A 25,245-nucleotide genomic window follows, 5' to 3' on the forward strand; every position below is an offset into this window, starting at 1 on the left:
CTGACGGGTCAGTGCCCGCGAGTCCCTTCCGTGAGAGCAGAATGCAACGGTTGACGCGGTGACCCGGTAGAGTCGGGGTGGTGGCTCCGTCCCCCCTCGGCTGGCCCGAGTCTTCTTTCTGACCCTCTGGAGATGAAGTGACGCTCGTACCTCTTCTTGTCGTCGTCCTCGCATCGACCGCGCCCGCGGGTGACGTGCCGCGCTCAGGCTATTTCGGTGCGGGAGTCAACCTGGAGCCCCTCTCACTGGGGCCCGTTCAGGCGTTCTCGGGCGGCCGGGTCGCGGTAGGCGTCAGCCTCCAGGCCGCGTTCCAGGTGGATCTCGGTTCCCGGTGGGCGTTCCGTCTGCCGCTGGAGGTGGGGGTCGGCGGCTCCGGGGATTCCACCTTCTCCGAGCTGGGCGTCACCCCGGGGCTGCTCTACCGCTGGCGCGGCGATGCGGACCAGCGATGGGTTCCGTACCTCGGTGCCGGGCTGAAGCTCGGAGCCGCGGGAGCGGGCAGGGAGTTTCTGGGGCTCCCTCTCGTCACCACCGTGCAATCGCTCGACCTCGACTTCGATGACGATGACGGGGAGTCGGATCCCAACTTCGAGTCGCGCCTGGGCGCTTTCCCGGAGGTCTGGGCCGGGGTGGAGTGGCACCCCAACCGATGGTTCTCGCTCAATGTGGCCGCTGCCTATACCTACGTGCGGGTGCTCGGCACGAGCGTTCATCTGCTGCATGAACGGGTGGGCGTGAGGTTCTCCCTTTAACGGGACTCTGACGGGGACGGGTGCCCCTGCTGTGGGGTGCCGCTTCCGCTCATGCAGCGCTGCATCCCTTCCGCCATGCGCTGGACCTCCTCGACCTGGCCGGGGTTCTTCGCGGTGAGCCGCAGAAGGGCCCCGGTCCGCGTCTGCTCCACCTTCACGTCCGCCATTCCGTGCATGGGGCAGTGCATTCCCGCTCCGCCCATGCCATGGCCCATCATCCCGCCGCCCATCATTCCGCAGGGACAGCCAGATTGCTGCTGCGCGGGCGCGTTCGTCTGTCGCTCCGGGTTGGGTGCCTGCCCAGTGCCTTGGGCTCCGGCGAGCGGTCCAAAGAGCAGTCCCGTGGTGAGGTGGTGAACCTCATGGACCGCGGGACATCGACACGGGTCCTCTTCCTGGCTGCCATCACAGCATGGCCACGAGGTCCCCCATGAGCACCCGAACGACTGAGTCCGCGCACGCTCCGGTTCGCGAGGAGGACGTCCCCGGAACCTCGGAGCGCAGGGCACCCCCTGGAAGCCTTCCTGAGGCGGGAGGAATGGGAACCCTGACCCGGCGAAGCATGCTGGCGACAGCGGGCGCTACCCTCACGGGTGGCGCGATGCTGCTGAGCGGCTCCGAGGCTCGCGCCCGGCCGGAAGCCCAGGGGACTCGCGGGCCGCGCCCCGGGATGCCCGGCCGGGACTACCAGCCCGTGGTGGTGCCCAATGGCTCCAAGCTGCCGTGGAAGGTGGTGGACGGCGTGAAGGTCTTCCACCTGGTGGCCGAGGAGGTGGAGCATGAGTTCGCGCCCGGGCTGAAGGCCTTCTGCTGGGGTTACAACGGCCGGGTCCATGGTCCCACCATCGAGGCGGTGGAGGGGGACCGGGTGCGCATCTACGTCACCAACCGGCTGCCCACGCCCACCACCGTGCACTGGCACGGCATCCTGTTGCCCAACGGCATGGACGGCGTGGGCGGCCTCAACCAGAAGTCCATCGCCCCCGGTGAGACGTTCCAGTACGAGTTCTCCCTGCGCCAGTCAGGGACGAACATGTATCACTCGCACCATGACGAGATGACGCAGATCGGCCTCGGCATGACGGGCATGTTCGTCATCCACCCGCGTCGGCCCATGGGGCCCCGCATCGACCGGGACTTCGTCATCCTGCTGCACGAGTGGCGCATCGACGTCGGCACCCGCCGGCCCAATCCGAATGAGATGACGGACTTCAACGTGCTCACCATGAACGCGAAGGCGTTCCCGGGCACGGAGCCGCTCGTCGTACGCCAGGGAGAGCGGGTGCGCATCCGGCTCGGCAACCTGAGCCCGCAGAACCACCACCCCATCCATCTGCATGGCTATCACTTCCGCATCACCGAGACGGACGGCGGGCCTGTTCCAGAGTCCGCGCGGCAGCCGGAGACGACGGTGCTCGTCCCAGTGGGCAGCGCACGCGCCATCGAGTTCGTGGCGGACGCGCCCGGCGACTGGGCCCTGCATTGCCATATGACGCACCACCTGATGAACCAGATGGGCCATGCCTTCCCCAACATGATTGGCGTGAAACCGGGTGGGCTGGACGCGAAGGTGCGCGCGCTGCTGCCCGGCTACATGACGATGGGCCAGACGGGCATGGCGGGGATGGGCGAGATGGGGATGCCTGTCCCGCCCAATTCCATCCCCATGGTGGGGCGCCAGGGCAAGCACGACTTCATCACCATGGGCGGCATGTTCACCGTGCTCAAGGTCCGTGCGCGACTGGACGGCTACAAGGACCCGGGTTGGTATGACAACCCGCCAGGCACGCTGGCCGAGGCGGCGGGCGCGGAGTCGCTGCGCCGGGACGGCATCGACGTGGATGCCCCGGCACCGGTGGAGCCCGGCTCACCGGCTTGACTGTTCAGCCGCTCAAGGATCGCTGTAGCGGTACTTCGAGGATGATCCCCGCCGGTCCCATCCGCCCGCTTGCGGAGAGGTCGACTATTCCCTCTGCAGGGAGCGCTCCTGGTGCTCGGTCTCCCCGGCCCCCTCCTTGCCAGCCTGCGCTTCGTACCGCTCATGCGCCGCGTTGCAGGCTTTGGACAGCCCGGCCCGCGCACCCAACTCCTCACGCTTCTCGATGCACTGGAAGAGGGTAACTCCTCGCCGGCCTCCGTCGTGACGGCAGACGGATGACGTGCGGAGGTGAGCGCTCGAATCGAAGCAGGAGGAGCGCGTGGACATGGAGTTGAAGGAGCTGGCAGCGAAGCTGAAGCAGGAGGTGGAGGCTGCGGTGGCGCAGGTCGGCGCGGTGCTGGGGCAGGTGCTCCTCGCAGGTGCTGTAGAGGCCCGCGCCACGCCGGGCGTGCGACCGCTGCCCCAACGGCTCCGGACTGCGATCCGCTTGGCCGACTCCGCTACGAACAGCTTGGGTGACCCGACTGCGATCCATTACCCCGGCCCGTCACAGCCGCTGCCTGGGCTGTAGTGCAGCGCGTCGGCGAGGCCGTCCTTGTTGGCGTCGGTGAAGGTGACGTGCAGCCCCTGGATGGAGGCGAGCTGTTGCCATTGAAACATTGAAACCGTGATGACCAGCCGAGGGTGGCTGACTCAGCAGGTCGGAGGAGGGTGCTAAGTCATTCCAAGCAGGCCGATTCGCTCATCAATTCTGGCGCGGCACACGGCGGAGCAGGGATAAATGGCGAGTGAACCTGCCCGACTTGCAAGGTTGGGGTTGAGGTACGGCCCCAATCAAGACGTTGCCAGAAATGAGAAGAGGGGCTGATGGAAGATCCCCATCAACCCCCCTCTGATAATCTGAAACGAGGAACGACCGGCCTCGACAGCTGGCCTCAAAATGCCTTACGACTAACGCGCCTTCGGGCCGCCGCGAACGTGGATCTTGATCTTCATGTCGTGCCTCCTTTCAAATTGAACGCTACGTGTACTCAAAGCTGGATGTCAAATCGAACCAAGGATTAATGTGCAACGCATTGCGGCGATGCGGACGAAGTCCCGCGTCGCATCGTGGCGCCTGTATTCATCCAATGGGGGCGTGAATCACAAAGCAGGGGCCGAGGTGTTGACACGGCGCGACCATTAAGGCGACTTTGGTTCGCGGACCATGGCATATCCCTTCGAGCGGACCCTTCGTTCCCTGAACTACGAGTCGGACACGCGCCTCGTGTTCGTCGCTCTGATGGTGTTGTGCGCTGGCGGGCTCATCGCCTGGTCGCTGTTCGCCAAGGTTCCGCTCGTCAAGGCCAGCTCACAGGCCCGGATCGAGCCACACAACGCCGTCCATCGCATCGAGCCGCCCAGCGCGGGCAGGGTCGTGCTCTCGCTGCTCAAACTCGACCAGGAGGTCAAGGAAGGCGACCTTCTCATCGAGTTCGACGCACGGGTCGAGCGCCTCGAGCTCGAGCGGAGTAAGGCGACGCTCTCCGCGACCGAGAAGGAGCTCGCCATCATCCGCCAGCAGATCACCAACAAGCGCGAAGAGGCGGCTTTGACGGCACGGGTGGACGAGGTCGCGGTCAAGGAGGCGCTGGGGAGGGAGCAGGAGCTCGCGCCCAGGCACCGGCTCGCGGTGGAACGCGAGCAGCTGGCCCTCAAGAGCCCGACGGGCTCGGTCTCGGAGATGGAGAAGCTCGAGCGCACGACCGATGTCGACGCGCTCCGCTTCGCTCAGACGGCGCAGGGCCTGGCGCTCACCCGACTGCGGCACGAGCAGAACGTGCGCCGTCAAGCCCTCGCCGCGCAGCTGCTGGCACTCGAGCGCGAGGAGCTGGGCGCCGAGGGGCGGATCCGGGACCTCCAGGGCACCATCGACCGCCTTGAGTACCAGATCGAGCGGAAGCTGTATCGGGCGCCGGCCACGGGCCACCTGGTCGACGTGGCGGAGCTCGGCGCGGGAGCGTTCATCGCCGACGGGCAGCGGGTCGGCACCATCGTCGCGAGCGATGCCGAGGTGCGGGTGCGCGCCCGTTTCCCGAAGGAGGTCGTCGGATTGATCCAGCCCGGTCAAACGGCGCGCCTCAAGCTCGACGGCTACCCGATGACCATCTACGGGACGGTCCCCGCCAGGGTGACGGCCGTCGGGACCGAGCCCGGCCAGACCGCCACGCCCGAGGCCATCCCCGGTACGGTGCGCGTCGAGCTCAAGTTCGCACCGCCGGACGATCCGCGCATCCAGCTGCGCCACGGCATGACCCTGGTGGTGGAGGTCGAGGTCGCGCGGGCGTCGCCTGTCGCGCTGCTGATGCGGGCGGTCGGCGAATGGAATCCGCAGCCTGAAGAACAGCCCACGACCGTGTTTCGGCCCGAAGCCGAGGCCCGCTGACCATGACTCCTCCCAGGCGCCGGCGCTCGATCATTCCCGAGGTGATCCAGATCTCGGCGACGGATTGCGGCCCCGCTTCACTCAAGAGCCTGTTCGCGGGGATGGGCGCCGAGCTCAACTATCGCGTCCTTCGCGAAGTGTGTCAGACGGACGTCGATGGCACCTCGATCGTCACCTTGGATGAAGTCGCGAACCAGCTCGGGCTCGACTCCGAGCAGGTGATGCTTCCGCTCGATCACGTGGTGGTCCCCGAAGCCAAGGCGCTTCCCGCCATCATCGTCACGCTCAGCGCGGGAGGACGGCCGCACTTCGTGGTGCTGTGGAATCGCGTCGGCCCGTTCATCCAGGTCATGGACCCGGCGGCGGGCCGTCACTGGACCCGGATTTCGACGCTGCTGAGCCACCTGTACCAGCACACCACGTCCGTCCCGGCGACCGGCTGGCGCGAATGGGCTGGGTCCGAGGAGGCGGTCGCGACGTTCGAGCGCCGCCTGCTGGAGCTGGGTGAGACGCAGGCGCGGGCGCTGGTTGCCCGGGCACTCGAGGACCCCGGGCATCTGTCGATCGCCAGGCTCGACGCCGCGTGCCGGGCGTCCGAAGCGATGATCCGCGCGGGCGCCGTCCGGCGAGGCCGGACGGCGGCGGGTCTGCTGCAATCCATGATGGCGAAGGACGATTCCGGCGAAGTGCCCATTCCCGCTGCCTATTGGTCCGTTCGCCCCAACCCCGAGGTGGAGGGCGAGCTGTCGATGACCGGCGCGGTGCTGATGCGGGTTCGCGGTTGGCGCGAGGCTTCGCGCGCAGGCGAAGACGCGCCGAGAGCCGTGCTCGCGAGCGACCTGGCGACGGAGCTCGTCGCCAAGCAGGTGAGCCCGGCGCGAACGCTGCTCCGCCTGCGAGGCGAAGATTCGTGGGTCGTTCCGGGCCTGATTGCGGTGGGACTGGTGTTCGCCACCTTCGGGCGGATCCTGCAAGCGCTGATGCTCCGTGGCGTGCTCGACCTGGGGCGCGACCTCGGCACGTTCGCGCAGCGTGCGACGGGCATGGCCGTTCTCGCGGGCGTCGCGCTCTGCTTCATGCTCATCCAAATCCCCATTTCATTGGGATTGCTCGGCATCGGCCGCCGGCTCGAGGTGCGGCTGCGGAAGGCGTATTTCGAGAAGCTCCCCGAGATGGAGGACCGCTATTTCCAGAGCCGGCTCGCCTCCGACATGGCGTCTCGCACGCACAACATCCAGGCGATGCGGTCGCTGCCGCTCCTGCTCTCGCAAGCCCTGGTCCTGTCGCTCGAAGTCGCGAGCATCACTGCCGCGCTCATCTGGGCCGCACCGCACGCATGGCACATCGTGCTCGCGCTCGCGGCGGTCACGCTGCTCGTGCCCCTGGTCGCGCAGAAGCTGCTCTTCGAGCCCGACCTGCGCGTGCAGATGCACTCAGGCGCGCTCAGCGGATTCACCCTGAACGCGCTCGTCGGGCTCACGCCGATCCGGATCCACGGCGCCGAGCGGTCGCTGCGCCGCGCGCAGGAGACCTTGCTCGTCAGCTGGAGCAAGGCGCGCTATTGGCTCCAGACGCTGTCGGTCGGGTTCGAAGGCGGGCTGATGCTGGTGAGCTACGGCCTCGTCATGCTGCTCGTCTATTCGTACCTCGAGGGCACCGATCGGGCTTCGCTGGTGTTGTTGGTCGTCTATTGGGCGCTGCGCTTCCCCATCCTCGGCCAGCGGCTGATGATGCTGAGCCGCGCGTTCCCGAATGCGATGAACCGGGTTCGCCGGCTCCTCGACGTCATCGGCGACATCAAGGATCCGCAGGCCCGGCCCGAGGCGCCAGTGCAGGAGCCTGTCGCGCCCGCGGGCGCCGCGAGCGGCGTTTCGATCGCGATGGAGAAGGTCCGCGTGAAAGGCGGCGGTCACACCATCCTCGACAAGGTTTCCTTGAGCATCGCCCCCGGCGAGCACGTGGCCGTGGTCGGTGTCTCTGGAGCAGGCAAGTCGACGCTGGTCGGCCTTTTGCTCGGCTGGCTCCGGCCGGCGCGCGGCGAGATCAAGATCGACGGGCAGGTGCTCGATCAGGCCGCTGTCGAGCGGCTGCGGCGCACCACGGCCTGGGTGGATCCGGCGATCAGTCTCTGGAACCAGAGCCTCATCGACAACCTCCGGTATGGCAACGACGGCGCGCACGGCTGGTCACTGTCGGGGGCGCTCAAGGGCGCCGAGATGCTCGACATCCTCGAGGCGCTTCCAGACGGGCTGCAGACGTCGTTGGGCGAAGGTGGAGGGCTGGTCTCGGGCGGCCAGGGTCAGCGCGTGCGCCTGGCGCGCGCGATGCTTCGCTCCGGCGTGCGCCTGGCCATCCTCGACGAGCCCTTTCGCGGTCTCGATCGCGACCGGCGCGCGCGGCTCCTCGCCGAGTCCCGGCGGCTCTGGGCAGACATCACGCTCCTCTGTGTCACCCACGACGTCGAGCACACCCAGGAGTTCGATCGCGTGCTCGTGATCGAGAACGGTCGGATCCTCGAGAACGGGCCGCCGAAGGAGCTGCTCGCGAACAAAGATTCGCGGTACGCCGTGCTCCTTCGCGCCGACCAGGAGAATCGCACGCTGCTCTGGGGCGGTGGGAGCTGGCGCCATTGGTGGCTTTCGCACGGCCAGCTGGTGGAGAGGCCGGCGCCGAAGCCGGTGGAGACGCCGGTCGCGGAGCCCGTCGCAGGCAAGTTGGAGCTGGCGGGATGACGCGCTCGCACTCCGACCTGTTGTGGCCGGTCGAGCGACTGCCCGACGCGCTGGAGCAGCTGGCGCAGAGGCAAGGCTATGGCAGGGCCGCGGGCGAGATCGCTCCGCCCGCGGCGGCCGTCGAGCCGAGCCGGGTCTGGATGTTCGCGCTCGGAGATCGACTCGGCGTGGAGCTCGAGCCGATCACGCCGCTCTACCACGAGCTGCCCGACGTCCTCGAACGCGCCGCGCCCTGCATCCTCCAGGTCCGGCGAGACGGCGTCCCGTCCTATCTCGTGCTGCTGGGGACGCGGCGCGGGAAACTGCGCCTGCTCGCGCGCGACGCCACGGCGGTTTCGGTCCAGACGAAGAGCGTGCTCGCGCTCCTGCGCGAAGAGCAGGAAGCCACCGTCGCCGAGGTGGACCAGCTGCTCGGCGGCGTGGAGATGTCGCCCCGTGCGCGCGAGCACGCCCGCTCACAGATGCTGCTGCAGCGGCTCGGCCAGGCGCAGCTGCGCACCGGCTGGATCATGCGCCCCAGGCGCACTGCGAGCCGGCGGACGCTGCTCGGCGACATCCCGTCGCTCGCCGCCGGCATCCTCGTGAGCCACACGCTCCTCTCGCTGGTGCTGGCTGGCTCGTTCTGGTTGCTCGGTCGCGCCGCGCTCCAGGCCCACCTCGAGACCGGCTGGTTCCTGGGGTGGATCGCCGTGATCGCGTGCGCGATTCCGTTGCGCATGCTCGAGGTGTGGTGGCAGGGCGTGTTCTCGATCCGGCTCGGAACGCTGCTGAAGCAGCAGCTCCTCGCGGGAACCCTCAAGCTGACCCCCGACGAGGTGCGGCTCGACGGCATCGGCCGCCATTTCGGCCGCGTCGCCGAGGCCGAGGTCGTCGAGCAGCTTGCGGTCGGCGGCGCCCTGCTCGCGGTGTTGTCGCTCGTCGACTTGATCCTGGCGGGCGTCATCCTTGTGCTCGGGGCGGGAGGGTGGCCCCAGGCGATGGTGCTCGTCCTGTGGGTCGTGGTCGCGTTCGTCCTCGCGCGCCGCCACTACGGCGTCCAGCGGGCGTGGTCGAGCGCGCGCGTCGAGATCACCCACGACCTGCTCGAGCGCATGCTCGGCCATCGAACGCGGCTGGCGCAGCTTCCACTCGAGCGCTGGCATGATGGCGAAGACGTCCGCTTGAGCTCCTACTCCGAGATCTCGAAGGTCATGGATCGCCGGACCATGCAGCTGACCGCGCTCCTGCGCGACGGCTGGTTGGTGCTCGCCCTGCTGACCTTGCTGCCGGCGTTCAGCAGCGGTACGGCCAATCCCAGCGCGCTGGCGGTGTCCGTGGGCGGCATCTTGCTCGCGCTGCGAGCCTTCGACGAGGTCGCCGTCTACTTCCAGCAGGTCTCCCAGGCGGCGGTGTCGTTCGAGCAGATCCGCGACTTGTTGCTCGCGGTGGGCCGCCCCGAGCTCGAATCGAAAGTCCCTCTCGAAATGGAGGGAGGCAAGCCCACCGACGCCGCCGGTGGAACCCTCATCGAGGCACGGGGCGTGACCTTCCGGCACGACGCGCGCACCCGGCCGGTGCTCGAGAACTGCTCGTTCCAGATCGCGCAGGGCGACCGCATCCTGCTGGAGGGCCCATCGGGCGGTGGCAAGTCGACGCTGGTGTCGCTGTTGACGGGCCTGAGGACGCCGCAGGGCGGTGTGATGCTGCTGCACGCGTTGGACCGCGCGACGTTCGGCTCCTCGGGCTGGCGCAAGCGCATCACCGCCGCGCCGCAGTTCCACGAGAACCACGTCCTGTCCGGCAGCTTCGCGTACAATCTCCTGCTCGGGCGCGAGTGGCCGACCTCGCCCGAGCTGCGGACCAAGGCCGCCGCGCTGTGCAAGGAGCTCGGGCTGGACGAGCTGATCGCCAAGATGCCCGCCGGCCTCGAGGAGATGATCGGCGAGACCGGCTGGCAACTCTCGCACGGCGAGAAGAGCCGGCTCTACATCGCGCGCACGCTGCTGCAGGGGGTCGAGCTGGTCATCCTCGACGAGAGCTTCGCCTCCCTCGATCCCGAGACCATGCGGGTCGCGCAGCGCTGCGTCCTCAACCACGCGAAAGCCCTCGTGGTCGTCAGCCACCCATGAGACTTCGATTCACGCTCGCCCTCCTCGCGACGCTCTGCTCCGGTTGCGAGCTGATCCGTCCCGTCGTCGTCGAACCGCCTCTAGCGCCGAGCAGCTACTCGACCGCCGTCGATCCGCGCACCGAGCCGCCCCAACCGTCCAGCGCACCCGAGGGCGGGGTTCCAAGCCCGCAGCCGTCGGAGGAGGGCGTGCCCGCGCAGCCAGCCGAGCCCGTTACCCAGGACTCAGTCTGGTGGACGGCGTTCGCCGATCCGGCTCTCGACACGGCCATCCAGGAGTGCTTCGGCGACAACCTGGCCCTGCGCGACGCGCGGGAGCTGATCTACGAGAACCAGCTCGACCCCGCCGTGCCGCAAGGTTGGTGGTACCCGCTCCAGATCGGCATCCTGAACCCGGCGGGGCTGAGTCATGTCGTCGCCAACGTTCCGCCCGCGCCGCCAACCCGGACCGAGTACAGCGTCGCCACCGTCGGTGTCGGCGTGGCCTACCAGGTCGACCTGTTTGGAGCCCTCGATGCGCAGCGGCGCGCGGGATTGAACTTCGCCGAGCAGCAGCGGCAGCTCACCGAGGGCCGCGTCCAGGACCTCGCGGTGCGGATCACCCAGATCTGGTTCGACATCCTCGAGGCCCGCGCGCTCCGGGACCTCACGCTGCGGCAGATCGACTACAACAAGGAGCTGCTCCAGCTGATTCGAGCGCGGTTCGAGCAGCACCTCACGCCCCGGCTCGTGGTGCTGCAGCAGGAGCAGCTGCTGTTGAACCTCGAATCGCAGGTGCCGCTGATCGCCACCCGGAACGCGCTCTTGAATTCGGAGCTGAAGGCGCTGCTGGGCCGGGTACCCAGCCCCGCCGACGACGTCATTCCACTCGATCGACAGCTTCCCGATCTCCCGCCCCCACCGAAACTCGGAACGCCGGGCGACCTGAACGTGAACACGCCCGAGATGCGGCTCGCGGAGCTGCGCGTCGCCGAGGTCGAGCACCGCATCAACGCGAACCTGGCGAGCTGGCTTCCGACGATCCAACTGGTGGGCAACGTGGGCGCTTCGAAGTACGGCCTCTCGGAGCCGGTCCTGGGCGAGTCCGTCGTCGGGGTGGGCCTGACCTGGGCCCTGTTCGATGGAAGGCGAGTCACCGAGTACTTGCGACTGCCGATCCAGCTCCAGCGTCGCCACGTCCAATACCAGCTCGCGCTGCACACCGCGATCGGACGGGTGCAAGATGCCGTGGTCCAGGAGGAGAACGAGGCGACGAGCCTGCGCAGCCTGCGCGCGCAGGTCCAGCTCGGGCGGCAGCTCCTGGACGAGGCGAGGCGGATCTTCGAGCAGGGGCAATCGGACTATCTGACGGTGCTCTCCGCCCTGACGAATCTGGTCGGGCTCGAGCGCGCAAGTCTGCAAGCGCAACGGCTGCTGCTCAACCATCGCGTCGAGGTCTATCGCTCGCTCGGCGGCACCTGGTCGCGCGACGTCACACTGGAGCGGGAGTGAGAAGCCATGGCACAGCTGCAAGCGGATGAGATGCTCTACATTCCCAATCGAAAGCGGCTCACGCACGACCGGCTCGACGCAGGGAATGGCCAGCAGGTCCTGCACCTCTTCTATGGCGAGGTGGAGCTCATCTTCGACGAGCCGGACATCGCGCCCCTGGGCGAGAAGCTGCTCCAGGTCGAGCAATTTCAAGCCTCCGACGCCATGGCGTGGTCGGACGGCGCGCCCCATTCCTGGGACAAGATCCGGGACCTGCTCGAAGCATTGATCGAACAGCGGGTGTTGAGGCGGGTCTCGGATGCGCCCACGGGCCGCACCGCGGTGTCCTACCCTGAGCGGTTGGGTGAGGTGCCAGCCGGGCGTGAGCCGCTCACGTTCAGCGCCCGCGACAATCGTTGCCCCTTTCTGACCGAACAGGCGTTCGGACGGGCGTTCGAGCTCTCGAACCTCGAGGTGGTCGTGCCGGTCTACCGCGTGGCGCATCCGGCGCTCGACGGTGACGGCCGGCAAGTGGGCGAGAACAACGTCGCACCGCGCACCTTGTTCCTCGATCTCCCCACCGTGCGCAAGCAGTGCCAATACGCCGGGAGCCGGTACCAGAACGAACTCCCGATGAACGTGACCGCGATGAAGGCCATGGCGCGTCAGTGGCCGGACCTGCTCTCGCTGACCGAGCAGTTCCGCAAGGCCTTCCTCGCGCGCATGCCGCCCCGGACCCCGGGCGTGCTCACTGCGGGCGAGCTCCACATGATGGTCGTCTGCACGCTCGCGTCGGTCGGGTACGTGCTGGTGCGGGGCACCCATCCGGTGCCGAACGGAGAGCTCGACAGCGGGCTCGCTGCCATGTTCCGGCTGATCGACGGAGTCCGACTGGTCACCAACGACCTGGTGCGCGACGCCCCCGAGCAGCCCGTCACCGCGCAAACGATCGTGGACTATGCCGAGCGTCACGCGGTCTTCCATGGTCCGCACGGCGTGTGCGCCGGGCCGCCGGCGCTGATCAACGAATATCTGCAGGTGTTGACCGGCTCGGCCCCGGCACCCATCGAGGCCCAGCCCGACATCGCAGCGCGCCTCGGCGATCTCGACGCCGCGATCGATTACGGCCTGCTCGGGCAGCGCGTCGAATCGGTGGTCCGCTTCCTCGGCGCGACCCAGGGGCTGCTCCACGAACGGCTCCGGGCGGCGTTCGCCGGACACCTCCCGCGCACCGCGCTGCAAGAGTGCGTGGAGGCGCCCATCGATGTCGCGCATTACCCGTTGCTCCGGGACGATTTCCCACTCGCCGAGACATACCAGCGCGAGATCAAGCTCAGCCGCTGGTTGTTCGCGCGCATCGGCGAGGCGTTCCCCGGCACGCCACAGGGCACCTCGCTGGACGAGCTGGCGAAGCTGGATCCCGCCGAGCAGGCCACGAGCCAGCGGCGACTGGCCGAGCTCTTCGCGCATGGGCTGCCGGGAGACAAGGTCGTGGCGGAGCCCCTCTGCGGTGAGCTCGCTGGCGTCGCTGCCAGCGCGTTCGCCCTCGAGCGCCGGTGCCTGCGCGTCGTCGAGCGCGAGCAAGCGATGCTGAACCAGCGGCTCCGGCGCCCGGATCACCCCCTGACCGGCACGGACCTGGCTGTGTTCACGCGGCCGCGCAATGGCCCCCCGTTGGCGGAGACCCTCGCGCGCGGCCTGGGCGTCTCGGTCGCCAGCGACTCTGCCTCGACCGTGCTGGGCTACGGTGAGAGCAGCCTCACGTTGAAGGACTAGAGGGTCCGATGCATCCAGAGCTCGTCCGCCGCTTCCACGAACCGATTCGCGATGAGGCTGCGCGCCGGTATGGCCTGTCGCCCGAGCAGCTCACCGAACTCACGGCCTTCGAGAACTTCGTCTACGAGGCGGAGAACGACGACGGCGAGGGCCTGATCTTGCGCATCTCGCACAGTACGCGGCGAACGATCGACTACACGCTGGGTGAGGTCGAGTTCGTTCGCTATCTGGCCGCCGCGCGCATTCCCATCGCCTCGCCGGTCCTCTCCGATTCGGGGCAGTTCGTGGAGCGGATTGAAGACCGCGAGCCCGGCAGCTACTTCGTCGCCACCGCGTTCGAGCGCGCGCCGGGCATCGTCTTCGACGACGCGCCTCCGCTCAAGGAGCGCTACTGGAAGCCCCCCCTGTTCCGCGACCTGGGCCGGCTGTTCGCGCGGCTCCATAACCGCGCCCAGACCTACGCGCCTTCGAGCCCCAGACTCAAGCGCCAGGAATGGCATGAGTACGACGTGGTCGACATCGACCGGTTCGCGCCTCCCGAGGAGAAGCTCGTTCGCGAGCGCACCGCGGCGATCATCGCGCGATTGAACCAGCTACCGCGAACACCGGAGAGCTACGGGCTGATCCACGCCGATCTCCACATGCACAACTTCTGCTTCGCCGAAGGGAAGATCACCGCGTTCGACTTCGACAACTGCGAGTACGCGTGGTTCGTCAAGGACATCGCGGTACTCCTCTTCTACATCGCGCGAGGCGAGGCTCGAGAGGCGCGCGACGAAGCGGCCACTGCGTTCCTGGGGCCGTTCCTCGAAGGGTATCGGGAGCTCCGACGGATGGAGCGCGAGTGGCTCGCGGCCGTGCCGGACCTGCTCGCGCTCCAGCGCTCGATGAATTACGCGCTGTTCCACCAGTATCGCGACCCGGCCGTGCTCGACGAGAGCACGCTCGACCGGTGGGGGCGGTTCCGGCGCGACATCGAAGCGGACACACCCGTCCTGCAGATTGATTTCACGAGCTTCTAGCGCATGAGCTGCGCGTGCGGTGGCTGCGGCCCCACTGCCGCCATCGCCTGCGGCTACAGTGGATGAAATGACGCTGAGCGTCACCCGCTTCCGTGGACACCCCCAATGTGATGGAAGGGTGTTCGATGTCGGAGAGCAAGAAGCCGCAGAGGCGGCATGCGCCGCAGTGGTTCCGAGGACTCGAAGCTGCTCCGCTGCTCCGTCCGGGGGCTCAGCGTGAACCCTCCGTGGCCTCGCGGTCACGCTGGCGGAGCAGGGCCGCGGCCCGGGTCCGGACGCTGGCCATGGGGTGCTCTCGGGCAGCCTCCTCCAGTGAGGGCACCGCGGCCTCGCCCAGGTCCTTGCGGAGGAAGTCCTGGCAGGTGCCGTGGAACCGGTCACTGACGAGGCAACCAATGGCGTTCTGGATGACGATCGGCGCGTTGCGGTACGCGGCGTCATTGCGCAGCGCCGCCCGGTAGGCCGCCACGCCATCCACCCAGCGGAGGTTGTCGAAGTCGACGTTCCCCTCCAGGTAGCGGACATAGGCGCTTGTCGGGTACTTCGCCGCCAGCTTCTTCAACGCCGCCAGGGCCGCGTCCCGTCGCTGTGCCTTGATCAGCCGGTGGACCTCGTCGATGCCCGGGAGCTGCTCCACGACGGGCTGCCAGGCCGTGGCGCCCGTCGGAGCCTCCGCCGGTGCTTCCTCACTCGCGGGGGGCTTGGGCGACGGGCTTTCAGCGGACACAGGCGCCGGGCTCGCGGACCTCGAGGCCAACGCCCATCCGCCAAGGCCCACCGCGGCCAGGGAGAGCACGACCGCGCCTCCCACCACCCGGCGCGAGCGGCTCCGGGCGGGCGGGGGCGTCGTGGGGCCAGACCGGATCGTGGCCTCGGACTCCGCGGGAGCCACCGGCAGGGGCTCCGGAGCGCGGGCTTCGGCCTGAAGGTCCACCGGCGTCGCGCGGGGCTGCGCCCGGCCGTTCCGGGTCGCGAGCACTTCCTCCCTGGGACGTGACGGCGTGGGCGCGGAGGAGCGTGGCTCCCCCGAGGCATCGCCTGCCACGGGAGCCACGGACCGCACCGCCGGACCGGCCCCGGCCCCTTCGAGCGCGGCCAGGAACTCCGTGGCGGACTGGAAGCGAGCCCCCGGGGCCTTCTCCATCGCTTTCGCCAGCGTCGCTTCGAGCTCCGCGGAGAAGCCCGCGTCAGGTGCGGCGTCGCGCAACCAGGGCGGAGTCACCTCGCGCTGCATGCGCAGCAGCTCCGCGTTGCTGGTGGCGTTGAAGGGTTTCTTCCCGGTGAGAAGCTCGTAGAGCAGCACGCCGGTGGCGTACAGGTCCGTGGGCGGACCCACCGGCTCGCCGTGGATCTGCTCTGGGGCCATGTAGGACGGAGTCCCGAGCATCATCCCCGACGTGATGCCCGTCACCTCGTCGCGCAGCTTGGCGAGCCCGAAGTCGAGGATGCGCACCTGCTCCCCGAGTCCGACGGCGTGGGTGACGATGATGTTCTCGGGCTTGATGTCGCGGTGGATGATGCCCTGGTCGTGCGCATGGGCCAGCCCCGCGAGCACCTGCCGCACGGCGCTCAGGGCCCGGGCCGGCTGCAGTGGGCCGTCGCGCAGCAGCGCCCGCAGCGTCTCGCCGGTGACGAAGTCCATCACCATGTACGGCGACTCCTGATCCACGCCGAAGTCGATGACCGACACGCAGCACGGATGGGTGAGGCGGCTCATCGCGCGCGCCTCCACCTGGAAGCGCTTGCGGAAGTCGTCATCCCGCGCCGCCCACGCGTGCAGGAACTTGATGGCGACGGACTTGCCCACCTCCAGCCGTTCGCCCCGGTACACCATGCCCATGCCACCGGCGGCGAGCCGCTCGATGATGCGGTAGCGCTCCTGCAACACCGAGCCGATGCGAGGATCCGTCACGGCCGTGGGCTCATTCATGGGCGCGCAAGATAACAAGTAGCGGCGCGAATCTTCAGCTGACCTGTCGTCGGTTCCTTCACGCACGCGCGGTGGAACGCCCGGGCTACTCGAAGGCGGTGAAGGAGAAGGTCGTCTGGAAATCGACGTCGGCTCCCTTGCTCATGAACGTGGGGGCCGCGGAGCCGCGCAGCACCACGTTGAACTTGCCATCGAGGAAGCGGGTGTAGTCGGCATCCGGAAGCGCTTCGGAGTTGAACTCCACCTCCATCGCTACAGGGCCGCTTCCGCTCGGCTCCGCAAGGTGGCCAGCGGCATAGGTGTTTTTGGACTCATTCATGAGGAAGAGCACCTCCACCCGGCCGTTGAACACCTCGGAGAGCGAGGTCACGCCTACGCTCCCGGCACCCAGCGTCAGGGTGAGGCTCTTCAACTCAACGCGCGAGGGCGACTGGCCATCCAGTTCCCGGCGAGCATCATCCACAAAGACCTTGAAGGGGTTGCCGGACTCGCTCTCGATACTCTTCTGCGAGGTGACGGTGCCGCTGGCGGTGTCCGAGGACTTGGCCTTGAGGTTGATGCCAACGGGGGCCGAAATGGACACCGGATCCCCGCAGCCAATCAGCGGGAGGGTGCACAGCATCAGCAGGAGAAAGCGGTTCACTTCGAGGGCTCTCTTTCAACGGCACGAGCGCTCCCGGCCCAGAGCGCCACGGGTTGCCGATTGTGTAGAGAGGACCCTCTGGCGGAGTCGCCGGCCACATGCGCGGGTGGAGAGTTCTCCGAACCAGTGGCTTGGACAGCCCAATCGGGTTCGCTCCCCTCTAGGATGTTGGACATGCCCTCCATCACCTTCCGCAACGCCCGTGCCACGGACCTGCCCACGATCATCCAGCTGCTCGCGAATGACGACATCGCGCGCTCGCGCACCGGCTACGCCGAGGAGGTCACTCCCGCCGTCGATGCCGCGTTCAAGGAGATCACCGCCGACCCGAACAATGAGATCCTCGTGGGCGAGCAGGACGGGCAGGTCGTCGCCACGCTTCAGGTGACATACATCCCGGGCCTGGGCCGAGGCGGTATCCGGCGCGCACTGGTGGAGGAGGTGCGCGTGCGCTCGGACCTGCGAGGGCAGCGCATTGGAGAGGCGCTGATGAACGAAGCGATGGAGCACGCTCGGGCCAGAGGGTGCGCCCTGATGCAGCTCACCACCGACAAGCGGCGCCACGAAGCCCAGCGCTTCTATGCGCGGCTGGGATTCGTGGCGAGCCACGAGGGCATGAAGCGCACGCTCTGAACGACTACTTCAAGGCGGCGGGGTCCATCCAGAAGGACTCCCACTGGTGGCCGTCCAGGTCCTCGAAGCTGCGCTGGTACATGAAGCCCTGGTCCATCTTCTCCTTGGTCTCCTTCGCGCCCGCCGCCAGCGCCTTCTCCAGCAGCGCGTCGACCGCGGCACGGCTCTCCGCCGTCAGGGCGATGATGGCCGCGGTGGACGTCTTCGTGTCCGCGATCTCCTTCTTGATGAAGCCCTTGAAGAACGGCTTCACCAGCAGCATCGCGTAGATGTCCTCGCTGATGATCATGCAGGTGGCGTTGGCGTCGGTGAACTGGGGGTTGAACGTGTAGCCCAGCTTCGTGAAGAAACCGACCGCGCGGTCCAGCGACTCGACGGGGAGGTTGACGAAGATCTTGGTGCCCATGGTGCGTCTCCTGGCGGAAGAAAGTGGATGAGGTGAACGTCGCCTTCATCCACGCGACGAACCTGCTCCGGTGGGATCGACACCGGATTTATTATTTCCCCGCGCCGCCGCCAACCCGCTGGAATCACAGCACTTTGCCGGGGTTGAGCAGTCCCAGCGGGTCGAGCGCGCTCTTGATCGCCTGGTGCAGGCGCAGTGTCTCCGGCCCCAGCTGCGCGCCCAGGAAACCGCGCTTGAGGGACCCCACGCCGTGCTCGCCCGTGATGGTGCCTCCCAGGGCCAGCGCCGCGTGTAGGATGTCGTCGAACGCTTCCTTCGCCCGGGCCAGCGCCTCCGGATCCTTCCGGTCGAAGACGACGGTGGGGTGCATGTTCCCGTCGCCCGCGTGCCCGAACGTCCCGATGAGCACCCCATGCTTTTCCGCGATGCGCTCCACCGCCGCGAGCAGCTCCGGGATGCGCACGACGGGCACGCCCACGTCATCCAGCAGCGTGGCACCGCGCTGCTCCAGCGCCGGGAAGGCGAAGCGCCGTGCACCCATGAGCAGCTCGCCCTCGGCCTCGTCGGCGGTGCTCAGCACGGAGGTCGCTCCGGCCCGCTCGCAGGCCGCGACCATCAGCGCCAGCTCCTCTTCCCCCTGCACGCCTCCGGCGTCGGAGCGCGCAATGAGCAGGGCCTCGGCCTCGACGTCCAGGCCCATGGGCTTCCAGGACTCCACGGCGCGCACGGTGGTGCGGTCCATCAGCTCCAGCACGGACGGGCGTGAACGCTCCATGATGTCGCAGACGGCCGTGCCCGCGCTCACGAGCGTGGGGAACGCGGCCACCAGCGTCGTCGCCTTCGACGGTCGGGGCCGCAGCCGCAGCGTCGCCTCGGTGAGGACGCCCAGCGTGCCCTCCGAGCCGACGAAGAGCCGCGTCAGGTCGTAGCCCGCCACGTTCTTCACCGTCCGCCCGCCAGTGCGCACCACGGTGCCGTCCGCGAGCACCGCTTCCAGTCCCAGCACCGCGTCACCCGTCACGCCGTACTTCACGCAGCACAGGCCTCCCGCGTTGGTGGCCAGGTTGCCGCCGATGGAGGAGAACTCCCAGCTCGCGGGATCCGGCGCGTACCAGAGGCCCTGCTCCGCGGCGGCCGCCTTCACCGCGCCGTTGAGCGCACCGGGCTGGACGACGGCCAGCATGCCGCGCCGGTCCACCTCCAGGATGCGGTTCATCCGCATGAGCGAAAGGACGATGCAGCCGTCGCTCGCGTTCGCGCCACCCGACAGGCCCGAGCCCGCGCCCCGAGGCACCACCGGCACGCGCAGCGCCGTGGCCACGCGGAGCACGGCCTGCACTTCGGACGTGGACGCGGGCCGCACCAGCACCCTCGGCATGCCCGAAGGCGCCCACTCCGCCTGGTCGCGCCGGTGCGCCGCGAGCACATCCGGATCCGTGATGACCGCCTCCGCTGGCAACACCTCCGCCAGCGCTCGCTCCACATCGACCGTCATGAAGGCCTCCCAGGCTCTGGAACGTGAACGTCGGGCCGGCCACCCGTCATCCGTTCCCTGGCTCCCCAGCTTGCCTTGGAGCCGGAGCCGCTTCACCCACAAGGTCCCCCGTAACGGATGGATTCAGGGGAAGATGGGGCCTGGATGACGACCCGAACAGCCGAGGCGGACCTCATCCAGACCCTGAAGTCCTTCGAAGGCCCGCTGCCCACGCGGCTGGCGAATCCCTTCCATCCAGCGCCTCCCGGCCCCTGGGGGCTGCGTGCGGCGGAGATGCTCCAGCAGCGGCTGCGACAGGAACCCGCGTACACCGAAGCCTTGTGGCGGCCGAGCGGCGGCAAGATGTTCGGCGTGCTGGTGGTCGCGGCGCCCGACGGACGGGTGGGGTTCCTCAGCGCATTCTCCGGGATGCCGAAAGGTGCGTGGAACGTGGAGGGTTTCGTGCCGCCGCTGTTCGACCCGGTGGCCCGCGACGCGTTCTGGCCCGAGGGAGAGGCGGATCTGGCCGCGCTGGGACATCAGCATGCTGCGCTGTCCCGGGAGGCCGAGATGCTGCGCGCGCAGGGGCACGCTCCTTCGCTGCGCGACGTGGAGGCGCTCCTGGCGGAAGTGGAGCACGTGCGCGCCGAACGTTCGCGGGCCCTGTGGCGGCAGGTGACCCAGGGATATGTCATTCCCAATGCGCGCGGTGAAACACAGACATTGGCCTCGCTGTTCCTGCCCAAGCCTCCACCCGGTGGCGCCGGTGACTGCGCGGCGCCCAAGTTGCTGGCGTATGCCTTTCGCAACGGATTGAAGCCCCTGGAGCTCGCGGAGTTCTGGTGGGGCGCGCCACCGCTCGATGGCCGCAGGGAGTCCGGTGCGTATTACCCGGCGTGTGACAACAAATGCGGCACGGTGCTGCCGTACATGTTGCAGGGATTGGACGTGGAGCTGCCGCCTCCCACCGCACCAGCGGTACCCGAACCGTGCGTCCTCCATGAGGACCCCTGGCTCCTCGTGGTGGACAAGCCCGAGGGACTGCCCACGCTCCCCGGACGCCATGCGCCCGCGCGCGACTCGGTGCTCGTCCGCCTCCAGCCCCGGCTCCCGGAACTGACCTCCGCCAACTTCCTCCACGAACTGGACCCCGAGTCCTCTGGCCTCCTCGTCATCGCCCGGGACGCGGAGACCCGCGCCTCGCTCCAGCGCCAGTTCTCCCAGCGCGAGGCGGAGCACCGCCACGTCGCCTGGGTGGACGGCCGCGTGGAGGGAGACTCGGGCGTCATCGACCTGCCGCTGCGCCCGGTGGCCCACGCTTCCGTGGAGGCCTGCGTGGACGCCCGCCACGGCAAGCGGACCCGGAGCGCGTGGAAGGTCCTCCAGCGCGAGGCGGCCCGGACCCGGGTGGAATTCGTTCCCACGACCCATCCGCTCCACACGTTGCGTATCCATGCAGCGCATCGCCTGGGGCTGGGACTGCCCATCGCCGGGGACGCGCGCTTTGGACGAGAGGACGTGCGGCTGATGCTCCATGCCGACGCGCTGGCCTTCGTGCATCCACGCACGGGAGAGCGTCTGTCATTCACCTCGCCCGCGCCGTTTTGAAGTCTGGCGGCGTGAATTGTTTGATCAATTCAAAGGCTTGCGGCGACCAAGGGAACGGGAAGGGCGGGAAGGCCCTTCATGAACAGACACCCCTACCTTGGAGAGGAATCCCATGACCTACGCACGCAAGAACTCCGGCTCGAAGTCCATCATCGCGGGCCTGCTGCTGGCCGCGACGGCGCTCACCGGCTGCGGAGAGGACGACATCCAGCGCAAGTACCAGGGGACGTACGAACTGGACCTCCAGCTCGACACCGGCGCGAAGGTGGCCGAGGGCGACCTGGACGTGGGCTTCAACGTCTACAACGACGATGAAGCCATCATCTCGATGAACAAGCTGCTGTGCACCCTCTCAGCCACCTACAACGGCAAGGTCGCTGGGCCCGGTGCGGAAGGCGGCGAGGTGGAGTTCGAGCTGCTGCGCGACGTGCGCCCGGATCAGATCCTCGCGTGCCCCGTGCCCGCGGAGTTGGGAGAGAACCTCTGGCTGCAGTTCCGCTTGGGCACGGGTCGCGTGGAGAACCAGCAGCTGACCATCGGCTACTCCGGAACGGTGCAGCAGGGCACCCTGGAGGAGCTCGCGGCGGGCGGCGGCACGCGCGTGGGGTCCTTCGGCTACACGTTCCTGGGCAATGAGGTGGCGCTGCCCTGATGCACTCCCGTCGTCCACCGCGCGACACCGGGTGTGGCGGGCCCCAGCGGCTTTCCACATCCGGTCCTCGTCGCGGCGGACGTCGGATGCCATGCATTGACCCCTCCCGTCAGGTGCTTGCGCGATTCCTGCGTTGCGCGCATACCCTGGCTTTCGCGAAGGGGGGCAGGGGTCGTGCTCGAACTCAACCTGGAAGCCGAAGCCTGGATGCCTTTGTCGGGCGATGCGGAGCGCCACGCGCTGGACCATCCGTGGCCCTCCTCGGAAGAGGGCAGCGTGCGCTTCGTCGTGGGCGAGGACTTCTTCCGCCTGGAGCACGACGTCCGCCTGGAGCTCTACCGCGAGCTGGCGGAGCGGATGCTCGGCGTGTTCCGCGAGCTCACCCCGCTCGGCGGCTGGCTCTACGCGTTGGATCCGCAGCACCCCTGCTACCGCCTCCACCCGCACGTCCGCTTCGAGGCCGGCGCGACGCTGGAGGAGATGACCGGGCTCTACACGCGCGAACACATGGAGCGCGTGGAGCGCGGCATCCACCCGCCGTCGTTCGAACCGCGCTGGGCCATGGACGTCCACCCAGCGGGAGACCCGGAGCACCTCTTCGCGCCGCCGGACTTCCACTTCGTCTTCGCCTCGCGCTACCGCGTGGGCAACTTCGACGGGCTGGAGGCCCCGGGCCGAGGCCCCATCGAGACGGAGACCTACGAGCTGCTGGGACACCGCCTCATCGCCGCCGTGGAGCGGAACCCGCCGGCGCTCTTTCAGCGCGCGCGCAGGTTGGGTCCTGACGACTGAGGGGAATCCGGAACGTCAGGCCGGCCGGGACACGGTGCGCGGGCGGGGCTCACCCTCGTAGTAGAGGTTGGCGCGCCCCTCGCCGTAGACGACCAGCACCCGGTCGTTCTCCTCCAGGAGCCCCGACGTCTTCTGCGTGACCTTGCGGACCAGCGTGTCGAGCTGTGCCGGACCCTGCTTGCTGCTGGCCCGGACCGTGACGACTGGCATTCGGTGTTCCGCTCCTGGTGACCTCCCGCGACGGCAGGAAGGGCGTTGCGTGTCATAGCCAAGGGAACACTTCGTTGACAAGTGCGCGCTGCCACGGTGGATAGAGGTCATGCTCCACCTCGCTCGCGCATTGCTGGTTGTTTCGCTTGCCCTGGCCTCCACCACCGCCGCCGCGCAGTCGCGCGAAGCCCTGGACCTGCGGGGCCACGTGTCGCCCACGCCCGCCTGGCTGCCCCGGGGCGTGTTCCTGGGCACTCAAATCAACAACGGCGCAATCATCCCCAACCTGCGCATCCAGTGGGAGTTCACCATCTTCCAGGACCGCAAGGACGCGTGGATCGCCGTCCTGGAGGGTGGGGTGGGGTGGGCGGCGTCGTTGCCCGACAGCGCGCTGGCGGACCGGAACCTCTACCTGCCGGTGTCCTCCTACTACGAGCACACGGCGCAGCTGGGCTTCGGCTACCGCAACCACCTGCCGGGCAAGGCCCACTGGGGCTTCCAGGTGACGGGCGGCCCCACCTTCTACGGCGCCCACTTCACCACCCAGCCCCCGGACCGCCGCGTCGCGGGCACCGTCCAGGGCCGCGTCCAGATTGGCTACCAGCTGCCGCGCGACGTGGGCGTGGGCCTGGCCCTGAGCTACGCGGAGCCCTTCGGCCTGAAGAACCGCAGCTTCGCGCGTGACTTCGTGGGTGGCGTGAACATCGGAATTTTCGCGGATTGGCGGTAGGGGCGCGGTACACTCCATGAGCGAGAGCGGCCCCGCCTGCTGGTGCGGGTAGGGCGCCGCTTCCACGTCCATGGCCGAGCTGCTCAGTGCCCACGTCGCGCGCTACCTGCGCAACCGCGAGGAGTTCGAACGGGGACTCCCGGCGGGTCTCCTCCTCTTCACGCCTCCCCTGGGCGCGGTGACCCCTTCCGACCTGGAGGAGTACCCCGTGCGGACGGTGACCAACGCCGGTCCGCCGACGCTCGGTCAGGACGAACCCATCGTCTTCCCGCTGCTCAAGTCCCAGGGCAACGCCTTCGGCCGGGGCATCACCGTGGGGCGCACCAGCAACAACGACGTCGTCCTGGATGACGGCAGTGTGTCCCGGTTTCACGCGTGGTTTTCCCGGGACGCGGGGGATACCGGTTTTCGGCTGACGGATGCGGGCTCGAAGAACGGCTCGTACGTGGTCGGGAGCCGGCTGTTGGCTCGCAAGCCCAGGGCGTTGGAGGACGGGATGCGGCTGCGCTTCGGCCAGGTGGAGGTCAGCTTCTACACGGCCGGAGGCTTCGCGCGCCTGCTGTCGGTGCGGCTGCAATCCTGAAGCCTTGCCACGTCTTCGGCGGCCTGCGTAACGTGCGGAGTCACCCTCTAGGCATGGATGGGAGCGTTCGCGGTGGCCTTGACCACAGAAGCCTTCGGGCTGACCGATGTCGGCCGGAAACGGCAACACAACGAAGACGCGATGATGGTGGACGCGTCGCTCGGCCTGTTCATGGTCGCCGATGGCATGGGCGGACACGCCGCGGGTGAAGTCGCCAGCGCGCGGGCCACGGAGGTCGTCAAGCAGCACATCGCGGCCAACCGGCACCTGCTCAAGGACCTGGCGCAGAACCCCACGGCGGACAGCCGCTCCGCCGCGGCCGCGCTCGTGGAGGTGGCGGTGCAGCGCGCGTGCGCGGACATCTACCGCACGGCGATGACGGACGCCTCCAAGCGAGGCATGGGCACCACGTTCGTGTGCCTGGCCGTGGGCGGCAACAAGGGCGTCATCGGCCACGTGGGCGACAGCCGCGTGTACCTGGTGCGGCACGGGCAGTGTCACCGGCTCACCGAGGACCACACGCTCGTCGCGGCCCAGCTCAAGGCCGGCACCATCACCAAGGAGCAGGCCGCCACCTCGCAGTACCGCAACGTCATCACCCGCGCGGTGGGCATCCAGGAGTCCGTCCAGGTCGACACGCTCATCGTGGACCTGATGCCGGGCGACGTGTTCCTCCTCTGTTCGGACGGCCTGCACGGCTACGTCGAGGACGAGGAGATCCTCCCCCTGGTCGCGGGGCTGCAGCCCGGGGACCTGCCGCGCAAGTTCGTGGAGATCGCCAACGAGCGCGGCGGCAAGGACAATATCACCGCGGTGGTGGTGAAGGTGGCCGGCGACAGCGCGGCGCTCGCCAGCGAGGAGACGAGCGAGGCGCAGTCGCGCATGGAGGCGCTGCGGAAGATCCCGCTCTTCCGCCACCTCACGTACAAGGAGCAGACGGCGGTGTTGTCCATCGCCACCACGCGCACCTACCCGGCGGGTCGGGAGATTGTGGTGGAGGGGCAGCCGGGCGAGGAGCTCTTCGTCGTCATCCGGGGCCGGGTGGCCATCGAGAAGAACGGCGTGGAGATCGCGGAGCTGCGCTCGGGCGGGCACTTCGGCGAGATGGGCCTCATCGACAACGCGCCCCGCTCCGCCACCGTGCGCGCCACGGAGCCCACGCGGACCATGGTCATCGCCCGCTCGGACCTGATGGGGCTGATGAAGCGCGAGGCCATTCTCGCGGTGAAGATGCTCTGGAGCTTCGTGCAGGTGCTGAGCGACCGGCTGCGCGCCACCAACTCGGAGTTGAGCGAGGCCCGGCAGGAGCTGGCGGTGGCGCAGGCCATCCAGCCGTTCGCGGAGGACTGAGCGGGAACTCCACCGGCCCCCGGGGCGTCTTCAAGAGGACGCTCTGGAATTTCCCGGGGGAAACCGTCGTT

22 protein-coding genes are annotated in these 25,245 nt (G+C 68.4%); 15 read left to right on the plus strand and 7 right to left on the minus strand.

The window, feature by feature from the left end:
- Nucleotides 1–137 precede the first annotated feature (137 nt).
- A complete protein-coding gene (locus GTZ93_RS32200; RefSeq protein WP_120580030.1) occupies nt 138–752 on the plus strand; it encodes a hypothetical protein in 615 nt (204 codons plus the stop codon).
- Here GTZ93_RS32200 and GTZ93_RS32205 read toward each other — a convergent pair.
- Nucleotides 749–928 (minus strand): hypothetical protein, encoded by a 180-nt coding sequence (locus GTZ93_RS32205; protein ID WP_139920047.1) that lies wholly within the window; start codon nt 926–928, stop codon nt 749–751. The two genes, GTZ93_RS32200 and GTZ93_RS32205, sit on opposite strands and share 4 nt — an antisense overlap.
- 362 nt (nt 929–1,290) lie before the next feature.
- On the opposite strand from GTZ93_RS32205, the gene GTZ93_RS32210 reads away from it, so the two are divergent.
- A complete protein-coding gene (locus GTZ93_RS32210) occupies nt 1,291–2,631 on the plus strand; it encodes a multicopper oxidase family protein (protein WP_249344947.1) in 1,341 nt (446 codons plus the stop codon).
- A 534-nt stretch (nt 2,632–3,165) separates the two neighbouring features.
- On the opposite strand, the gene GTZ93_RS43025 is transcribed toward GTZ93_RS32210, so the two are convergent.
- On the minus strand, nt 3,166–3,291 hold the full coding sequence (locus GTZ93_RS43025) for a hypothetical protein (RefSeq protein WP_255424681.1): 126 nt from the start codon (nt 3,289–3,291) through the stop codon (nt 3,166–3,168).
- Nucleotides 3,292–3,898: 607 nt separating this feature from the next.
- On the opposite strand from GTZ93_RS43025, the gene GTZ93_RS32215 reads away from it, so the two are divergent.
- Genes GTZ93_RS32215 through GTZ93_RS32240 form a run of 6 tightly spaced genes read left to right on the plus strand, consistent with a single transcriptional unit; the run spans nt 3,899 to nt 14,163 of the window.
- Nucleotides 3,899–5,056 (plus strand): HlyD family secretion protein, encoded by a 1,158-nt coding sequence (locus GTZ93_RS32215; protein WP_257979329.1) that lies wholly within the window; start codon nt 3,899–3,901, stop codon nt 5,054–5,056.
- Between the two features lie 2 nt (nt 5,057–5,058).
- A complete protein-coding gene (locus GTZ93_RS32220; RefSeq protein WP_139920053.1) occupies nt 5,059–7,788 on the plus strand; it encodes an ATP-binding cassette domain-containing protein in 2,730 nt (909 codons plus the stop codon).
- On the plus strand, nt 7,785–9,896 hold the full coding sequence (locus tag GTZ93_RS32225; RefSeq protein ID WP_139920055.1) for an ATP-binding cassette domain-containing protein: 2,112 nt from the start codon (nt 7,785–7,787) through the stop codon (nt 9,894–9,896). Before GTZ93_RS32220 ends, GTZ93_RS32225 begins: the two co-directional genes overlap by 4 nt.
- On the plus strand, nt 9,893–11,386 hold the full coding sequence (locus GTZ93_RS32230) for a TolC family protein (protein ID WP_139920056.1): 1,494 nt from the start codon (nt 9,893–9,895) through the stop codon (nt 11,384–11,386). Before GTZ93_RS32225 ends, GTZ93_RS32230 begins: the two co-directional genes overlap by 4 nt.
- A 6-nt stretch (nt 11,387–11,392) precedes the next feature.
- A complete protein-coding gene (locus tag GTZ93_RS32235; RefSeq protein ID WP_139920058.1) occupies nt 11,393–13,141 on the plus strand; it encodes a hypothetical protein in 1,749 nt (582 codons plus the stop codon).
- An 8-nt stretch (nt 13,142–13,149) separates the two neighbouring features.
- Nucleotides 13,150–14,163 (plus strand): phosphotransferase enzyme family protein, encoded by a 1,014-nt coding sequence (locus tag GTZ93_RS32240; RefSeq protein ID WP_120598909.1) that lies wholly within the window; start codon nt 13,150–13,152, stop codon nt 14,161–14,163.
- A 211-nt stretch (nt 14,164–14,374) separates the two neighbouring features.
- On the opposite strand, the gene GTZ93_RS32245 is transcribed toward GTZ93_RS32240, so the two are convergent.
- Together GTZ93_RS32245 and GTZ93_RS32250 are read right to left on the minus strand one after the other, a co-directional pair.
- Complete coding sequence (locus GTZ93_RS32245; RefSeq protein WP_161663185.1) at nt 14,375–16,093, minus strand: serine/threonine-protein kinase; 1,719 nt, start codon at nt 16,091–16,093, stop codon at nt 14,375–14,377.
- Between the two features lie 85 nt (nt 16,094–16,178).
- Nucleotides 16,179–16,736, minus strand: coding sequence for a hypothetical protein (locus GTZ93_RS32250; protein ID WP_139922956.1), 558 nt, complete (start codon nt 16,734–16,736; stop codon nt 16,179–16,181).
- Nucleotides 16,737–16,910: 174 nt separating this feature from the next.
- Here GTZ93_RS32250 and GTZ93_RS32255 point away from each other — a divergent pair, with 174 nt between their 5' ends.
- On the plus strand, nt 16,911–17,369 hold the full coding sequence (locus GTZ93_RS32255; protein WP_139922958.1) for a GNAT family N-acetyltransferase: 459 nt from the start codon (nt 16,911–16,913) through the stop codon (nt 17,367–17,369).
- Nucleotides 17,370–17,373: 4 nt separating this feature from the next.
- On the opposite strand, the gene GTZ93_RS32260 is transcribed toward GTZ93_RS32255, so the two are convergent.
- Together GTZ93_RS32260 and GTZ93_RS32265 are read right to left on the minus strand one after the other, a co-directional pair.
- Nucleotides 17,374–17,775 (minus strand): VOC family protein, encoded by a 402-nt coding sequence (locus GTZ93_RS32260; RefSeq protein ID WP_139922960.1) that lies wholly within the window; start codon nt 17,773–17,775, stop codon nt 17,374–17,376.
- Nucleotides 17,776–17,899: 124 nt separating this feature from the next.
- A complete protein-coding gene (locus GTZ93_RS32265) occupies nt 17,900–19,270 on the minus strand; it encodes an FAD-binding oxidoreductase (protein WP_139922962.1) in 1,371 nt (456 codons plus the stop codon).
- A 144-nt stretch (nt 19,271–19,414) separates the two neighbouring features.
- Here GTZ93_RS32265 and GTZ93_RS32270 point away from each other — a divergent pair, with 144 nt between their 5' ends.
- From GTZ93_RS32270 to GTZ93_RS32280, 3 genes are all read left to right on the plus strand, one after another.
- Nucleotides 19,415–20,857, plus strand: a complete 1,443-nt coding sequence (locus GTZ93_RS32270; protein ID WP_139922964.1) for an RluA family pseudouridine synthase — start codon at nt 19,415–19,417, stop codon at nt 20,855–20,857.
- A gap of 112 nt (nt 20,858–20,969) precedes the next feature.
- The gene (locus tag GTZ93_RS32275) at nt 20,970–21,509 is read left to right on the plus strand and encodes a hypothetical protein (protein ID WP_139922966.1); all 540 of its coding nucleotides are present in this window, start codon (nt 20,970–20,972) and stop codon (nt 21,507–21,509) included.
- Nucleotides 21,510–21,683: 174 nt separating this feature from the next.
- Nucleotides 21,684–22,301, plus strand: coding sequence for a DUF2716 domain-containing protein (locus GTZ93_RS32280; RefSeq protein ID WP_139922968.1), 618 nt, complete (start codon nt 21,684–21,686; stop codon nt 22,299–22,301).
- Between the two features lie 15 nt (nt 22,302–22,316).
- Here GTZ93_RS32280 and GTZ93_RS32285 read toward each other — a convergent pair whose 3' ends face one another.
- A complete protein-coding gene (locus GTZ93_RS32285; protein ID WP_139922970.1) occupies nt 22,317–22,511 on the minus strand; it encodes a hypothetical protein in 195 nt (64 codons plus the stop codon).
- A gap of 109 nt (nt 22,512–22,620) precedes the next feature.
- Here GTZ93_RS32285 and GTZ93_RS32290 point away from each other — a divergent pair, with 109 nt between their 5' ends.
- The 3 genes from GTZ93_RS32290 to GTZ93_RS32300 all read left to right on the plus strand — a co-directional run bounded on the left by GTZ93_RS32290 (nt 22,621) and on the right by GTZ93_RS32300 (nt 25,174).
- Nucleotides 22,621–23,241: a hypothetical protein gene (locus GTZ93_RS32290; protein ID WP_161663186.1), complete on the plus strand. Its 621-nt coding sequence runs from the start codon at nt 22,621–22,623 to the stop codon at nt 23,239–23,241.
- A gap of 70 nt (nt 23,242–23,311) precedes the next feature.
- Entirely contained in the window at nt 23,312–23,824 is a 513-nt protein-coding gene (locus GTZ93_RS32295) for an FHA domain-containing protein (RefSeq protein WP_139920807.1), read from the plus strand.
- A 57-nt stretch (nt 23,825–23,881) separates the two neighbouring features.
- Nucleotides 23,882–25,174, plus strand: a complete 1,293-nt coding sequence (locus GTZ93_RS32300; protein ID WP_120562662.1) for a Stp1/IreP family PP2C-type Ser/Thr phosphatase — start codon at nt 23,882–23,884, stop codon at nt 25,172–25,174.
- The last annotated feature ends 71 nt before the right edge of the window (nt 25,175–25,245 follow it).

The organism is Corallococcus exiguus, assembly GCF_009909105.1.
GTDB lineage: Bacteria > Myxococcota > Myxococcia > Myxococcales > Myxococcaceae > Corallococcus > Corallococcus exiguus.